This is a genomic window from Nonomuraea sp. JJY05 (assembly GCF_043496855.1).
In the GTDB taxonomy this organism is placed as follows: Bacteria; Actinomycetota; Actinomycetes; order Streptosporangiales; family Streptosporangiaceae; genus Nonomuraea.
In genome coordinates, this window is record NZ_JBIEIS010000020.1 from 95756 (window position 1) to 109532 (window position 13777).

A 13777-nucleotide genomic window follows, 5' to 3' on the forward strand; every position below is an offset into this window, starting at 1 on the left:
CCGGCGGCCGCTAGGGCCACAATCACGGCAGCAAGTACGGACAGTGCAGTACGTGTGCGCATCGGGGTATCTCCCTCGCCTATTCGTGTTGCTCGGACGCAATAATCTCAGGGAGCGGTAGCAGTGACCACATCTGACATGGTCGGACTCCGAATCAAGACAGTCAGGCGTCAGCGCGGCCTCTCTCAGGCGCAGCTCGCGCACCCGGAGCTGTCGGACAGTTACGTCTCTCTCATCGAGAGCGGCAAGCGCACGCCGACCCCCGCAGTGCTGGAGCTGTTGGCTCAGAAGCTCGACTGTTCCCTCTCCTATCTGGTCAACGGTGTCACGGCCGAGCAGATGGAGGACATCGAGCTGGCGCTGGGCTACGCGCGGCTCGCCCTGGAGAACGGCGAGGTCTCCGAGGCCCGAACCCGCTTCGCTGAGCTATTGACGGACAACAACCTGACAGGTCTCACCAAGCTTCGTCAAGATACGGAATACGGCCTGGCGCTGGCGACGGAGGCGGGCGGCGACCTCGGCGAGGCGAGCGCCATTCTCACCCGGCTGCGCAACGAGGAGACCACGCCGGAGCGTGCGGTCGAGCTCGCCATCGCCCTCTGCCGCGTCTACCGCGACAGCGAAAGGCTCACCGAGGCGGTGGAGGTGGGAGAGCAGATCCTGAGCAGCCACGCCCGCCCCACCTGGACCGACCACCTCGTCGAGCTGGGCGCCACGCTCTTGTCCGCCTATCTCTTCCGCGGCGACATGCTCAGGGCGAAGCAGTTCGCCGCCGAGCTGCTCAACGCCGCCGACACACTCGGCACGCCCCGGTCGATCGTTGCCGCCTGTTGGAACGCGTCAGTGGTGGCGGAGAGCATCGGACACGGTGAGGACGCGCTCGCCTTCGCGGAGCGGGCCCTCGCGGTGCAGTCCGAGAACGGCGCGCCACGCAACCTCGCGCGCATGCGCGGGGCGTACGGTCAGCTCCTCCTGCGCGTGCGTCCGGGTCAGGCGGCGGCCGCCCGGGACGTCCTGACGCGGGCCACGGAAGAGCTGGCCCAGACCTCGGCGAGCACGATCGACGTGGCCCGGTGCCGGCTCGAGCTGGCCAGGGCCGAGATCGTCCTCGGCTCGCCCGCCGAGGCGATGGTCCACATCCGGGCCGCGGACGAGCTCGTGCCGGACAGCGTGGTCGCGCTCGGCGCGGAGGCCGATCTCCTGGTCAGCCGCGTCCAGGGTGCTCTGGGGAACTTCGCGGAGGCCGAGATCAGCGCGCGCGCCGTGCAGGAGCGGCTCGACCGCCTGCCCGACTCGCGGCGCGCGGCCGGCACCTGGTACGCCGCGGCCGAGACGATGGAGATGCTGGGCGACACGGACAAAGCCGTGGAGGACTACCAGCGGGCGCTGGTCTGCGCGGGGCTGTAGCGAGGTCCGGACCGGGCGGTGGCGTCGGTAGCCTTGGGGGTGTCATGAAGAGATCCCCGCTTGCGGCACTCGCCGCGACCGCCGCCGCCCTGCTCGTGCTCGTGTTCGGCACGGCGGCTCCCGCGCTGGCGCACGACGCGCTCAAGAGCAGCTCCCCGGCCAAGGACGCCGAGGTCAAGAGCCTCGACGAGGTGCGGCTGGAGTTCACCGCGGGCGTGCGCCTGCCGTTCGTCATCGTACGCGGCCCCGGCGGCGCCGAGCTGCAGAGCGGCAAGCCCCAGGTCGACGGCAAGGTGGTGACCCAGGCGATCAAGCAGCCGGTGCCCGACGGGAAATACACGATCGCCTACCGGGTCGTGTCGTCCGACGGGCATCCGATCGAGGGCGAGATCCCGTTCAAGGTGAAGGGGGCGCAGCCGCCGTCCCCCAGCCCCAGCGCCGCGAGCCCCAGCGACTCCGCCGGCGCGGCGCCGGCGAGCTCCGCCCCGGCCACGCAGGCCGCTCAGCCGGTCCAGACGTCGCCCGCCACCGATCAGGCCTCTGCCGCCCAGCCGGTGAGCTTCCCCGTCTGGCTCGTCATCGTGATCGGCGCGCTCGTCGGCATCGGCATCGGCTTCCTGCTCAGCGCGCGGAAGAAGAAGCCATGAGCAAGGCGGCGCGGCTCGCGCTCGCCGGGGCGGCCGCCGCGGTCGTCGCCCTGGTCATCGGCATGATCGCCGGCGGCAGGGCGTTCCCCAGGATCATCCCGGGGCTGCCCGACTCCGGCGCGGTCGTCCGCTGGGGGCTGCCGCTGTCCAAGCTGCTCATGGACGTGGCGGGCGTGACCACGGTCGGCCTGCTGCTCATGGCCGCCGCGCTGCTGCCCAACGACAAGGGCGTGCTCGGCAGGACCGCCGCCCAATACGTCAAGGCCGGCTCGTGGGCGGCCCTCGCCTGGGCCGGCTCGGCCTTCGTCGCCATCGTGTTCAGCACCGCCGAGTCCATCGGCAGGACCGTTCCCCAGATCCTCGACCGCACCTTCCTCACCAGCTACGCCACCCAGACCACGCAGGGCGTGGCGCTCACGCTCGTGGTGCTGTTCGGGGTGGCGATCGCGCTGTTCTCCCGCGGCGCCATCACCGCGGGGGCCGCGGCGGGCCTGCTGGTCTTTGCGCTGGTGACGCTGCTGCCCGCACCGCTCACCGGCCACACCTCCTCCTCGCCCAACCACGACCTCGCCACGTCGGCGGTGTCGCTCCACCTGCTCGCGCTCGCCCTGTGGGTGGGCGGGCTCGCCGTGCTGGCCCTCCACGCGGTCCGCAGGCAGCCGCAGCTCGAGGTGGCCGCCCGCCGCTTCTCCGACATGGCCGTGTGGTGCTACGCCGGGGTGGGGCTGTCCGGGGTGTTCAGCCTGATCGCGCGGCTGGGCGCGGTGTCCGACCTGTGGACCACCCAGTACGGCCTGCTCGCCGTGGTCAAGATCGTGGCCTTCGTGCTGCTCGGCTACATCGGCTACTGGCACCGGCAGCGCACGCTGGCCGACCTCGACAAGGGCAGGCCCCGGGCGTTCACCCGGCTGGCCGGCGGCGAGATGGTGCTTATGCTGGCCACCGTCGGGGTGGCCGTGGCGCTGTCGCGCACGCCGCCGCCCGAGTTCAGCGTGCCCGCCGACCGGGCCTTCGAGCTGCTCGGCTTCCCCCTCCCGGCCGAGATCACGCTCGGCAACGTGTTCACCCTGTGGTGGTTCGACCTGTTCTTCGCCACGGTCGCCGCCGTGCTGGCCGGGCTCTACGCCCTGGGCGTGTGGCGGCTGCGCAAGCGCGGCGACGCGTGGCCGTGGGCGCGCACGGCCTCCTGGTACGTCGGGATCGCCCTGCTGGTGTTCGCCACGCAGAGCGGGCTGGCCCGCTACGCCAAGGTCATGTTCGACATCCACATGATCGAGCACATGACGCTCTCCATGGTCGTGCCGATCTTCCTCGTCATGGGCGGGCCCGTCACGCTGGCCCTGCGCGCGCTCAAGCCCGCCACCCGGCGGGGCGACCGGGGGCCGCGGGAGTGGATCACGACGATCCTGCACAGCCGGTTCACCAAGGTCGTCTCGCATCCCGCCGTCGCCACGTCCATCTTCATCGCCTCGACGTACGCGCTGTACTTCACGCCGCTCTTCGAATCGGCCATGGAGGAGCATCTCGGCCACATCTGGATGACCCTCCACTTCCTGCTCAGCGGGTGCCTGTTCTTCTGGGTGATCGTCGGGGTCGACCCCGCGCCCAACCGGCTCCCGTACGTCGGGCGGCTGCTCATGCTCTTCGTCACCATGCCGTTCCACGCGTTCTTCGGGGTCGCGTTGATGATGATGGGCACGGTGATCGCCTCCGGCTGGTACGAGCAGCTGGGCCGCACCTGGGGCGCCACGCTGCTGCAGACGCAGCAGGACGGCGGGGCCATCGCATGGGGCTTCGGCGAGATCCCGACGCTCATCGTGCTGCTGGCCATCGCCGTGCAGTGGTATCGGGACGACGAGCGGCAGGCCCGGCGCATCGACCGCAAGGCCGACCGCTCAGGCGGCTCGGGGGATTCCGAACTCGACTCCTACAACGCCTACCTCGCCCGTCTCAACCGCGCCGACAAAGGTGAGTGACGGGTTTCCGGCGAGTAGCCGTTCGGCCATGGCCTTCTATCTTCCCACTACAAGTCTCTGTACCGCCAGGTAGCCTGTCTCCCAGGGGAGACGGGCATAACCCCATGACCAGCGTGCGTAGGCCTTGAGGGGGGACGCGCACCGCCAGGTGAGGGCGCCGGAGTGGGGACCGGCGTAGGCCCGGTGTGCCTAGGAAGGCGAGAACCATTGTCGGAAGAGACACGGATGCGCGGGGGGCAGAGCCTGGCCGAGGCTCTCGAGAGCTGTCTGGCCGAATGGTCCGAGCGCACGGGGATCGCCGTCGAGACCTGGGCGCTGCCGGCCACCGACGTGCCCTCGCGGGTCTCGAGGGCCGTCATGGCCACGATCGACGAGGCCCTGTCCAACGTCGAGCTGCACAGCCGGGCCCGGACCGTGTCCATCGCCGTGACGGTCTCCAGGAGCGGGCTGCGCATGACGGTCAGCGACAACGGCCAGGGCTTTCACGCTGCGGGGGCGGGAAGCGGCATCGCCAGGATGCGGGCCGCCTTCACGGAGCTCGGCGGGAGCCTGTCGGTCAACAGCGTGCTCGGCGAGGGCACGACGGTGACCGGGGTGGTGCCCAAACGCGGCTGACGGGTCAGGGGAGGGTGAGGATCTCGCTGCCCGTCTCGGTGACCACGATCGTGTGCTCGAACTGGGCCGTGCGCTTGCGGTCCTTGGTCACGGCCGTCCACTTGTCCGGCCAGATGTCGTACTCGATGGTGCCCAGCGTCAGCATGGGCTCGATCGTGAACGTCATCCCCGGCACCAGCTCCACCCGCAGCGACGGGTCGTCGTAGTGGGGCACCATGAGCCCGGAGTGGAAGCTCGTGCCGATCCCGTGACCGGTGAAGTCGCGCACGACGCCGTAGCCGAAGCGCTTGGCGTACGCCTCGATGACCCGGCCCACCACGTTGAGCTGCCGCCCCGGCGCGACCGCCTTGATGGCGCGCATCATCGCCTCGCGCGTGCGCTCCACGAGCAGCCGCGACTCCTCGTCGACCTCGCCCACCAGGTAGGTCGCGTCGGTGTCGCCGTGGACGCCGCCGATGAAGGCGGTGATGTCGACGTTGACGATGTCGCCGTCCTGGAGCACGGTGTCGTCGGGGATGCCGTGGCAGATGACCTCGTTGATCGACGTGCACAGCGACTTGGGGTAGCCCTTGTAGCCGAGCGTGCTCGGGTAGGCGCCGTGGTCGACGAGGAACTCGTGGCCGACCCGGTCGAGCTCGTCGGTCGTGACACCCGGCCGGATGTGCTTGGCGACCTCGTCGAGCGCCTGGGCGGCGATCCGGCCGGCCACCCGCATGCGCTCGATGATCTCAGGGCTCTTCACGTCGGACTCGCCGGTCTTGGGCCGCTTCTTGCCGACGTACTCCGGCCGCTCGATGTGGGCGGGAACCTTTCGCATGGGCGAAACTCGCCCGGGCTGGAGCAGTGTCGTCATGAAACATGAGTCTACGGGGCAGAATTGACCCCGTGAGCGAAGGCCAGTGGTGGTTCTGTCTCAAGCACATGCGGGTCGAGCCCGAGCAGGGCTGCCCCAACAAGGACCGGATGGGTCCCTACACCTCCGAGCAGGAGGCGGCCGGGGCGCTGCAGCGCGCCGCCGACCGCAACAAGGCCTGGGACGAGGCCGAGAATGACGACGATTAGGGCACGACCGCGTACGCCCTGACCGGGAAGGTTCCCATGCCCGCGACCATCGGGGGCGCGGCATGGAAGCGGAAGCCGTCCCCCTCGGACGGCTGGGGCAGCGCCGCCAGGCCCGTCAGGTGCTCCACCAGCGGGATGCCCGCCTGCAGCAGGATCGTGTGGGCGGGGCGCTCGCCCTGCGGCGGGGTGTCGTCGATGTTGAGCGAGTCGATGCCCACCAGCGCCGCCCCCTGGTCGGCCAGCCACTGCGCCGAGTCGGGCGCGAGGTAGGGGTGGCCGTGCAGGTAGGCGTCGGTGCCGAAGTGGCGGTCCCAGCCGGTGTGGATCAGCACGGCCCGTCCCCGTACGTCCAGGTCCTCGCTGATCGTCACCTCGCGGCCGGCGCCGGCCCGCACCACGATGCCGGGCAGGTCGGCGAGCTTGCTCACCGGCACCTGTGACAGGTCGGGCCCATCGGGATAGCGGTGGTACGGGGTGTCGAGGTAGGTGCCGGTGTTGGCGGCGAGCGTGATCATGCCGATGTGGAACTCCGTGCCCGGCGCGTAGACCTTGCGCGAGTCCTCCCGGCTCAGGTGCACCCCCAGCTTCGGGCCGGGGATGCCGGGATAGGTGACCATGCCGTCCACGATGCGGTGGCTGAGTTCGACGATCATGCGGACGCTCCTATGCGTGCGAGCTTGATCAGGGCGAAGACGCCGATGCCCGCCCAGATCAGGTTGAGGCCGGCCGACGGCCAGGCGGCGCTGTAGGCGCTGTTGACCATGAGCCCGAGCGAGCCGGCGAGGTTCATGAGCTGGTACGCCGCGCCGTCGCCCGGTAACCGGGACTGCGTGACCAGGACATACCCGACCAGCAACAGCGCGGCACCGACCCAGCCGACGGCGGCGAAGAGGAGGTCCATGGGCGTCATTGTCTGGACTGATCGTCGTGAAGCGCAAATAAAGAATGCTAAAGGTGCGCGTAAGCTGACCTGCATGGACATTGATCCACGGCGGCTGCGGATCCTGCACGAGGTCGCCCGCCGCGGCGGCGTCATGCGGGCCGCCGAAGCGCTCTATCTGACCCCCTCCGCCGTCTCCCAGCAGCTCGCTCAGCTCGAACGCGAGGTCGGGCTGGCCCTCATCGACCGTTCCCAGCGCAGCGTCTCCCTCACCCCGGCCGGGCGCGTGCTCGCCGGCTACGCCGAGCGCGTGGAGGAGGAGCTGCTGGAGGCCAGGCGCGAGCTCACCCGGTTCACCGAGCGCCTGGCCGGGCCGGTGCGCATCGCCGCCTTCCCCACGGTCATCACCCACATGCTGGTGCCCGCCATGCGCCACCTGGCCGCCCGCCACCCCAAGATCACCCCGGTCATCCACGAGATCTACGGCCAGCCCGCGCTGCAGGAGCTGCGCATGGGCGCGATGGACGTGCTCATCACCGAGCAGGACATGAGCCTGCCCGGGCTGTCCCAGCCGTCGCTGAGCGCGCGGCTGCTCTACGTGGACGAATACCGCATCGTGCTGCCGCCCGACCAGCCGGACCCGGGTTCGGTGCCCGAGCTGCTGCGGCTGCCCTGGGTGGCCGGCGTGCCGAACCAGGCGAGCGGGCAGGCGCTGGAGCGGCTGGCGGGGCTGCACGGGGTCGAGCCGCGCAGGGTGCACGTCATCGCGGAGTTCGGGCCCACGCTGGCGCTGGTGGCGGCCGGGCACGGGGTGGCGATCGTGCCCGCGCTGGCCCTGCTGGACGTGCCGGAGGGGGAGGTGCGGGTGAGCGAGGTGCGGGACGTGGGCGCGCGGCGGCTGGACGCGGTCACGCGGGTGAGCCGTACCCGGTCGGGGGAGCCCGACCCCGTGCAGGCCGTGGTGATCGGCGCGATCGAGGAGGCCACGGCGGCGCTGGAGACGTCCCTCAGCGGGCGCCTGCACAGTGCCCCCGCCCTCAGCGCCCCCAGCACCGCCAGTGGCGCCGGCGCCCCCAGTGCCTCCAGCGCCAGTAGTGCCGCCGGCGCCGCCGAGCCCGGGCGGCCGTAGCCTGGGCGGCCGTGTTTTCGGCCGCTGACCGGCAGGCGGGCTCAGTCGGCCGGTTGGGGGCCGCTGACCTTGTCCAGCAGGCGGGCCAGGCGCTCGCGCAGGCCGGGGCGGCGTTCGGGCTCCCCGGCCGCCGCGCTCACCAGGTGCTGCGCTCCGTCGAAGGTCACCAGCCCGTCCCGCGGCACCGCGATGCAGTCGTGCGCCAGCCCGGCCAGCTCCCGGTCGCCGCCCTCGATGGCCAGGATGGTCGCCCCCGTGCGACGGGCGTCGTCCACGCGTTCGAGCAGGGGCACCGGCGCCTCCTGCTCGGCCAGCACGAACAGCGTCTCGCCCCGGGCGGCGCGCTCCAGGCGCTCGATGCCCACGCGCAGGTGGGCGGGTGCGTCGGCGGGCGGCGTCCAGCGCACCAGCGTGGGCGTGAGCTGCGTCAGCCCGGAGAACCTGGCCTCGTCGGCGAGGTGCGCGGTCAGGTGCCAGGGCTCGTCGTCGGGGGTGCCGACCAGCAGCAGGCCGCCGGGCGAGCGGGTGGCCCGCAGGGCAACGCCCAGCTCGCGGGCGCGTTCGAGCCAGCCGGTCTCGGCAAGGAGCTCACGCAGCAGGGCCACCGATCCTGAGTCCATGTCCCCATGGTGCCTGACGCCGCACTCGCGGGGTGGCTGATTCGGGAGTGATGTGCTGACACGAGGTGCGTTTCCCCGTCATTTCGGGCCTTGACAGGAGGTTACTCCCGGGTAACGATCGGCTCGCGGCGCCGCCGTCCCAAGTATGTGGTCCTCACGGAGAGGGGCGGCACATGTCCTTACGTGTCCGCGTCAGCATGTCCATGGTCCTGTTATTGATCATGTCCCTCACCACGACCCCGGCCCGCGCGGCGGCTCCGGGGGACGTGGTCTCCGCCCAGCCCACCACCGTCTACCTCCTGCCGGGCAAGCTCCTGGAGGTTCCGGTCAACGCCTGGCACCTCCTCTACAACTCCACGTCCGCCACCGGCTCGCTCAACACCGTGTCGGGGACGCTGCTCGTGCCCAAGAGCGGCTACCCGCTCGGCGCGCGCCCCATCATCGGGTACGCCGTCGGCACTCACGGGCTCGGCGACCAGTGCGCCCCCTCGGTCAGCATGAGCCAGGGCCGGGAGGCGGAGCTCGCGCTGGTGAGCCTCTTCCTGCTCAAGGGGTTCGCGGTGGCCATGACGGACTACGAGGGGCTCGGCACGCCCGGGCCGCACACGTACATGGCCGGGATCTCGCAGGGGCACGCCGTGCTCGACTCGATCAGGGCCGCCACCCGCGTGTCCGGGGCGGGGCTGTCGAGCCGGGCGCCCGTCGCCGTCATGGGCTACTCCCAGGGCGGTGCGTCGGCCGGGTGGGCGGCGCAGCTGCAGCCCTCGTACGCGCCCGAGCTGCGGCTGAAGGGCGTCGCGGCCGGAGGCGTGCCCGCCGACCTGCACGCGGTCGCGGACCACCTGGACGGCGGGTCCGATTTCGGGCTGGCGGCGGCGGCCGGGGTCGGGCTCGACGCGGCCTACCCCGAGCTGGACCTGCAGGCGGACCTCAACGACCGCGGGCGCGCCCTGCTCGCCGACGCCGCCGACGACTGCGTGGGCGATCTCGGCAAGCTGGCGGGGTTGCGCTTCTCCGACCTGAGCCCGATCGACCTGCTCAACCAGCCGAAGTGGCTGGCCCGGCTAGCGGAGAACCGCCTGGGAGCCACGGCTCCGCGGGTGCCGATGTTCCTGTACCACGCGAAGGGGGACCAGATCATCCCCCTGTCCGTGGGCTCGACGCTGCGCTCCGAGTACTGCCGGGCCGGGGTGAACGTCCGCTGGACCGCGCTGCCCGCGCCGGACCACGTCACGGGAGCCGTCGAAGGAGGGCCGCTGGCCATCGAGTGGCTGGCCCTGCGGATCCTCGGGCTGCCCGCGATCGGCAACTGCTAGCCCGTACGCCGGCCGGGCCCGCACGACCGGGCCCGGCCCACCCCGTGGCGAGCACCATGCGGCCGAGCTGGCATGATCGGGCTTATGACAGATGTGAGCGGGCTTTCCATCGGCATCCTCGGCGGCACCGGTGACCAGGGGAAGGGGCTGGCGCGGCGGTTCGCGCTGGCGGGGCACCGGGTGCTGATCGGGTCGCGTAGCGAGCAGCGCGCCCAGGACGCGGCGAGCGACATCGGGGCGGGCGCGAGCGGGGGCGCGAACGCCGCCGTCGCCGCCGAGGCCGACATCGTGATCGTGGCGGTGCCGTACGAGGGGCACAAGGCGCTGCTGGAGTCCCTGCGGGCCGAGCTGGCCGGAAAGATCGTCGTCGACTGCGTGAACCCGCTCGGGTTCGACAAGCAGGGCGCCTACGCGCTGCCGGTGGAGGAGGGCAGCGCGGCGCAGCAGGCGGCGGCGGTGCTGACCGAGAGCCGGGTGGTGGCCGCCTTCCACCACGTGTCGGCGGTCCTGCTGATGGACCCGGCGGTGGAGAAGGTGGACCTCGACGTGCTGGTGCTCGGCGACGACCGCGAGGCCACCGACACGGTGCAGGCGCTGGCCGAGGTCATCCCGGGCGTGCGCGGTGTGTACGGCGGGCGGCTGCGCAACTCCCACCAGATCGAGGCGCTCACCGCGAACATCATCTCCGTGAACCGCCGCTACAAGGCCCACGCCGGCCTGCGCATCACCGACATCTGACCCCTTCTCTCGCAGGGAATCCAGCCCGGGGTGTCACAGCCAGCCCGCGTCCTCCGCGATGCGGATGGCGTCGATCTTGTTGCGGGCTCCCGTCTTCATGATCGCGCCCGTCAGGTAGTTGCGCACGGTGCCGGGGGAGAGGTGGAGGCGCGCGGCGATCTCCTCGGCCGAGGCGCCCCGGGCGGCCTCCCTGAGCACGGTGGACTCGCGCGGCGTCAGCGGGCTCTCGCCGTACTGCATGGCCGAGGACACCAGCTCGGCGTCCAGCACGCGCAGCCCGGCGGCGGTGCGCCTGATCGCCTCCGCCAGCCGGTCGCCGGGGGCGTCCTTGACCAGGAACGCCTCGATGCCCACGGCCAGAGCCCTGCGTACGTGGCCCGGCTGCCCCATGGCCGTGAGCACCAGGACGCGGCACGACGGGAGTCGCTCCAGGAGCGTGGCGGCGGCGGTGATGCCGTCCACCACCGGCAGGTCGATGTCCACGACCGCGACGTCGGGCCGCACCCGCAGGGCCTCGGGCACGATCTCGTCGCCCCTGGTGACCTCCGCGACCACCTCGATGTCCCGCTCCAGGCGGAGGAGGGCGGTGAGCGCGGCGCGGATCATGTGCATGTCCTCGGCCAGCAGGACCCTGATCACGCCGCGACCTCCACGGCCCGGCGGTCCCGACTCACGCCGCGACCTCCATCGTCAGGAGGAAGCCGCCTGCGCCGGTCCGGGCCGCGGCGCACGAGCCGCCCGCCTGGGCCGCGCGTTCCGCCAGCCCCGTGAGGCCCCCTCCGGCGGGGCCGGGCTCGGCGAGGACGCCGTCGTTGGCCACCTCAAGCCGGAGCGTGCCCCCGTTCACGGAGGTGGTGATGGTGCAGGTCGTGGCGCGGCTGTGGCGCAGGACGTTGGTGACGGCCTCGCGGACGGCCCACGCCAGCGCCTCCTCCGAGCGGCCCGGCAGCGCCGCGTCCGCCAGGTTCGCCTGCGCGCCGACCCCCGACGACTCCAGCAGCGCCACCGCCCGGTTCACCTCGTCGGCCAGCGACAGGGCCCGGTAACCCCTGGCGACGTGGCGTACGTCCTGGGCCGCCTCCCTGGCCACCTGCACCAGCTCGCCGACCTCCGTCCGGGCGGCGGCCGGGTCGCGCTCCATGAGCCGGGAGGCCAGGTCGCCCTTGAGCGCGATCGCGGTCAGGCTGCGCCCGAGGCCGTCGTGCAGGTCGCGGGAGATGCGCAGGCGCTCCTTGAGCACGGCCGCGTCCGCCAGCTCGGCCCTGGCCTGCTCCAGGTCGGCCGCCACCCGCGTGAACCGCACCAGCGCGTACGTCATGGCGCCCGTCGTCGGCACGGTGACCACGTAGAAGAGGGTGACGACGGACGCGTCCACGCCCCACCACAGCGCGGTGCCCTCGTACAGCATCATCAGCACCACCAGCGCCACACCCCGGCCCAGCGGCAGGAACACCAGCAGCGTCCCGGCCAGCATCGGCGCCGTCACCCCCGACATGCCGGCGGGCAGGAAGTCGGGCAGGTACGTGACGACGGCCTGGAGCACGATCGTGAGCGGGTAGGCGGGCGGGCGCTCGCCGCGCAGCCCGGCCCGCATGTTCAGGTAGTGCGTGGAGATCACGGCGAGCGTGGCGACCGCGGCCATGGCGCCGTAGCCCGGGCCGTGCAGGAAGTAGGTGAGCGCGAGCAGCGAGTAGGCGGCCGATACGGCGGTGATGAGGCCGGTCGCGAGCCGCCTGGCCGAGGAGGAGACCACGGGCAACGATTATCTCTATGATCGGCGCGGTTCCCAGCGGAACCACAGCCGGATCGCGACGAGCCCGGCCACCGTCCAGGCGGCCAGGACCAGGGCGGGCACGGCCAGGTCGCCGGTCCTGACGGCGTTCACGACGGCGCTGGTGGGCAGCAGGTCCAGGGCCGGCCGCAGCCACGAGGGCAGCGGGATCGGTCCCATCGCGCCCGCGGAGACCGCCGCCACCAGGAAGACGGGCGTGGTGAACGCGGCGGCCAGTTCCGCGCGCGGGATGGCGGCCGTGTACGCGGCGCCGAGCAGCGACAGCACCGCCGATCCCGCCACCGTGATCGCGGCGAACCCCGGCGGGTCGTCCGGGAACGGCACGCCGGCCACCACCCGCACGGCCACCGTGCACAGCGCGATCATGGCCACGGTCTGCGTGGCCGTGCTGGCGATCTGGCCGAGCAGGATCTGCCCGTCCGTCAGCCGGCCGGCCCGCAGGCGCTTGAGCACGAGCTGGTCGCGGCGCGTGGCCAGGGCGACGGCGACGTTCATGAACGCGGTGATCGCCAGCAGCAGCGAGATCGCGTTCTGGAAGATCGCGGCGGCGGCCGAGGCGCCCACCGTGTTCCTCATGAGCAGCGGCATCCCCACGGCCAGCCCGACCGGGGTCACCACCGAGGCGAACAGCATGGTCTTGTCCCGCCAGAACAGGCGCGTGCCGAGGCGGTAGGTGGCGGTCAGGCTCATCGGGCGCTCTCCAGGAAGAGGTCTTCGAGGGTGGCGGTGCGGACCTCCAGGCCCGCCAGGCGCAGGCCGCGTCCGGCCGCCCAGGTCAGCAGCGTCTGCGCGGCCAGGTCGGGGTCGTCGGCGCGGCAGACGGCCGTCTCGCCCTCCAGGGTGACCGGCAGCGGCAGCTCGGCCGGATCCACCTCCGCGGGCAGCCGGAACGCCACCCGCCCCGACCGGGCGGCGAGGGTCTCGGCCATGTCGCCGGACGCGACGATCTCGCCGGCGTCCAGGATGGCCATGGCCGAGGCCAGGCGCTGCGCCTCCTCCAGGTAGTGCGTGGTGAGCAGGATCGTGGTGCCCTGCCTGGCCAGGTCGCGGACGACGGTCCAGGTGTTCCTGCGGGCCTCGGGGTCCATGCCGGTGGTCGGCTCGTCGAGGAAGAGCACGTCGGGGCGGCCCAGCAGGGCCAGCGCCAGGTCGAGCCGGCGCTTCTCGCCGCCGGACAGCTGGCGCACCTTGGTGTCCCGCCTGCCCGCCAGCCCGGCCAGCTCCAGCGCCTCGTCGCGGGGGCGGGGCGCGGCGGTGAAGTCGCGCCAGGTGTCGACGGTCTGGGCGACCGTCAGGTCAGGGAAGAACCCGGCCTCCTGCAACATGATCCCGGTGCGCTGCCTGACGGCCGCGCGGTCGGCGTGCGGGTCGAGGCCGAGCACGCGCACGGTCCCGCCGTCGGCCCGCTGGAAGCCCGCCAGCACCTCGATCGCGGTGGTCTTGCCCGCGCCGTTCCTGCCGAGGAGCGCGAAGATCTGACCCTCCGCCACCTCGAACGAGATGCCCTTCACCGCCTCGAACCCCTGGTGGCTCTTCCTGAGCCCGCTCACTTCGATCGCTGTCATGCGTACGAGTGTTTCCGGGGAGCTCGCGGG

Annotated in this window: 16 protein-coding genes; 8 read left to right on the forward strand and 8 right to left on the reverse strand. The window is 72.1% G+C overall.

The window, feature by feature from the left end; all coding sequences use genetic code 11:
- The first annotated feature begins 138 nt into the window (after positions 1–138).
- The 4 genes from ACFKCF_RS30180 to ACFKCF_RS30195 all read left to right on the forward strand — a co-directional run bounded on the left by ACFKCF_RS30180 (position 139) and on the right by ACFKCF_RS30195 (position 4645).
- Positions 139–1407 carry a helix-turn-helix domain-containing protein gene (locus ACFKCF_RS30180; RefSeq protein ID WP_394498647.1) on the forward strand — a complete coding sequence of 423 codons (1269 nt, stop codon included), beginning with the start codon at positions 139–141 and terminating at the stop codon, positions 1405–1407.
- A gap of 44 nt (positions 1408–1451) precedes the next feature.
- The gene (locus ACFKCF_RS30185) at positions 1452–2054 is read left to right on the forward strand and encodes a copper resistance protein CopC (RefSeq protein WP_394498648.1); all 603 of its coding nucleotides are present in this window, start codon (positions 1452–1454) and stop codon (positions 2052–2054) included.
- Positions 2051–4030, forward strand: a complete 1980-nt coding sequence (locus tag ACFKCF_RS30190; protein WP_394498649.1) for a cytochrome c oxidase assembly protein — start codon at positions 2051–2053, stop codon at positions 4028–4030. Before ACFKCF_RS30185 ends, ACFKCF_RS30190 begins: the two co-directional genes overlap by 4 nt.
- A 225-nt stretch (positions 4031–4255) precedes the next feature.
- Positions 4256–4645, forward strand: a complete 390-nt coding sequence (locus ACFKCF_RS30195) for a sensor histidine kinase (RefSeq protein WP_394498650.1) — start codon at positions 4256–4258, stop codon at positions 4643–4645.
- A 4-nt stretch (positions 4646–4649) separates the two neighbouring features.
- Here the strand turns inward: ACFKCF_RS30195 and map are convergent, their stop codons facing one another.
- A complete protein-coding gene (map, locus tag ACFKCF_RS30200; RefSeq protein WP_394498651.1) occupies positions 4650–5498 on the reverse strand; it encodes a type I methionyl aminopeptidase in 849 nt (282 codons plus the stop codon).
- 5 nt (positions 5499–5503) lie between these two features.
- Here map and ACFKCF_RS30205 point away from each other — a divergent pair, with 5 nt between their 5' ends.
- Complete coding sequence (locus ACFKCF_RS30205) at positions 5504–5707, forward strand: hypothetical protein (RefSeq protein WP_394498652.1); 204 nt, start codon at positions 5504–5506, stop codon at positions 5705–5707.
- Here ACFKCF_RS30205 and ACFKCF_RS30210 read toward each other — a convergent pair.
- Both ACFKCF_RS30210 and ACFKCF_RS30215 read right to left on the reverse strand, forming a co-directional pair.
- Complete coding sequence (locus tag ACFKCF_RS30210) at positions 5704–6360, reverse strand: cyclase family protein (RefSeq protein WP_394498653.1); 657 nt, start codon at positions 6358–6360, stop codon at positions 5704–5706. The two genes, ACFKCF_RS30205 and ACFKCF_RS30210, sit on opposite strands and share 4 nt — an antisense overlap.
- Positions 6357–6608: a hypothetical protein gene (locus ACFKCF_RS30215; protein ID WP_394498654.1), complete on the reverse strand. Its 252-nt coding sequence runs from the start codon at positions 6606–6608 to the stop codon at positions 6357–6359. The genes ACFKCF_RS30210 and ACFKCF_RS30215 overlap by 4 nt, the downstream gene beginning before the upstream one ends.
- Positions 6609–6681: 73 nt before the next feature.
- Between ACFKCF_RS30215 and ACFKCF_RS30220 the strand changes: the two genes are divergently transcribed.
- Complete coding sequence (locus tag ACFKCF_RS30220) at positions 6682–7716, forward strand: LysR family transcriptional regulator (protein WP_394498655.1); 1035 nt, start codon at positions 6682–6684, stop codon at positions 7714–7716.
- A 41-nt stretch (positions 7717–7757) separates the two neighbouring features.
- Here the strand turns inward: ACFKCF_RS30220 and ACFKCF_RS30225 are convergent, their stop codons facing one another.
- Positions 7758–8336, reverse strand: a complete 579-nt coding sequence (locus tag ACFKCF_RS30225) for a hypothetical protein (protein WP_394498656.1) — start codon at positions 8334–8336, stop codon at positions 7758–7760.
- 173 nt (positions 8337–8509) lie between these two features.
- Here ACFKCF_RS30225 and ACFKCF_RS30230 point away from each other — a divergent pair, with 173 nt between their 5' ends.
- Positions 8510–9652, forward strand: coding sequence for a lipase family protein (locus tag ACFKCF_RS30230; protein ID WP_394498657.1), 1143 nt, complete (start codon positions 8510–8512; stop codon positions 9650–9652).
- An 84-nt stretch (positions 9653–9736) separates the two neighbouring features.
- Positions 9737–10390 (forward strand): NADPH-dependent F420 reductase, encoded by a 654-nt coding sequence (gene npdG, locus ACFKCF_RS30235; protein WP_394498658.1) that lies wholly within the window; start codon positions 9737–9739, stop codon positions 10388–10390.
- Between the two features lie 33 nt (positions 10391–10423).
- Here npdG and ACFKCF_RS30240 read toward each other — a convergent pair whose 3' ends face one another.
- From ACFKCF_RS30240 to ACFKCF_RS30255, 4 genes are read right to left on the reverse strand one after another with little or no spacing between them, the layout of a single operon-like run.
- Positions 10424–11029 carry a DNA-binding response regulator gene (locus tag ACFKCF_RS30240; RefSeq protein WP_394498659.1) on the reverse strand — a complete coding sequence of 202 codons (606 nt, stop codon included), beginning with the start codon at positions 11027–11029 and terminating at the stop codon, positions 10424–10426.
- Positions 11030–11060: 31 nt separating this feature from the next.
- On the reverse strand, positions 11061–12143 hold the full coding sequence (locus ACFKCF_RS30245) for a sensor histidine kinase (RefSeq protein WP_394498660.1): 1083 nt from the start codon (positions 12141–12143) through the stop codon (positions 11061–11063).
- 15 nt (positions 12144–12158) lie between these two features.
- Positions 12159–12872 (reverse strand): ABC transporter permease, encoded by a 714-nt coding sequence (locus tag ACFKCF_RS30250; RefSeq protein ID WP_394498661.1) that lies wholly within the window; start codon positions 12870–12872, stop codon positions 12159–12161.
- Positions 12869–13747 (reverse strand): ABC transporter ATP-binding protein, encoded by an 879-nt coding sequence (locus tag ACFKCF_RS30255; RefSeq protein ID WP_394498662.1) that lies wholly within the window; start codon positions 13745–13747, stop codon positions 12869–12871. The genes ACFKCF_RS30250 and ACFKCF_RS30255 overlap by 4 nt, the downstream gene beginning before the upstream one ends.
- Positions 13748–13777: the final 30 nt, after the last annotated feature.

Coding starts and splice junctions, on each gene's coding strand:
- ACFKCF_RS30180 (WP_394498647.1), top strand. CDS start 139: ATGGTCGGACTCCGAATCAAGACAGTCAGGCGTCAGCGCGGCCTCTCT.
- ACFKCF_RS30185 (WP_394498648.1), top strand. CDS start 1,452: ATGAAGAGATCCCCGCTTGCGGCACTCGCCGCGACCGCCGCCGCCCTG.
- ACFKCF_RS30190 (WP_394498649.1), top strand. CDS start 2,051: ATGAGCAAGGCGGCGCGGCTCGCGCTCGCCGGGGCGGCCGCCGCGGTC.
- ACFKCF_RS30195 (WP_394498650.1), top strand. CDS start 4,256: ATGCGCGGGGGGCAGAGCCTGGCCGAGGCTCTCGAGAGCTGTCTGGCC.
- map (WP_394498651.1), bottom strand. CDS start 5,498: ATGACGACACTGCTCCAGCCCGGGCGAGTTTCGCCCATGCGAAAGGTT.
- ACFKCF_RS30205 (WP_394498652.1), top strand. CDS start 5,504: ATGAGTCTACGGGGCAGAATTGACCCCGTGAGCGAAGGCCAGTGGTGG.
- ACFKCF_RS30210 (WP_394498653.1), bottom strand. CDS start 6,360: ATGATCGTCGAACTCAGCCACCGCATCGTGGACGGCATGGTCACCTAT.
- ACFKCF_RS30215 (WP_394498654.1), bottom strand. CDS start 6,608: ATGGACCTCCTCTTCGCCGCCGTCGGCTGGGTCGGTGCCGCGCTGTTG.
- ACFKCF_RS30220 (WP_394498655.1), top strand. CDS start 6,682: ATGGACATTGATCCACGGCGGCTGCGGATCCTGCACGAGGTCGCCCGC.
- ACFKCF_RS30225 (WP_394498656.1), bottom strand. CDS start 8,336: ATGGACTCAGGATCGGTGGCCCTGCTGCGTGAGCTCCTTGCCGAGACC.
- ACFKCF_RS30230 (WP_394498657.1), top strand. CDS start 8,510: ATGTCCTTACGTGTCCGCGTCAGCATGTCCATGGTCCTGTTATTGATC.
- npdG (WP_394498658.1), top strand. CDS start 9,737: ATGACAGATGTGAGCGGGCTTTCCATCGGCATCCTCGGCGGCACCGGT.
- ACFKCF_RS30250 (WP_394498661.1), bottom strand. CDS start 12,872: ATGAGCCTGACCGCCACCTACCGCCTCGGCACGCGCCTGTTCTGGCGG.
- ACFKCF_RS30255 (WP_394498662.1), bottom strand. CDS start 13,747: ATGACAGCGATCGAAGTGAGCGGGCTCAGGAAGAGCCACCAGGGGTTC.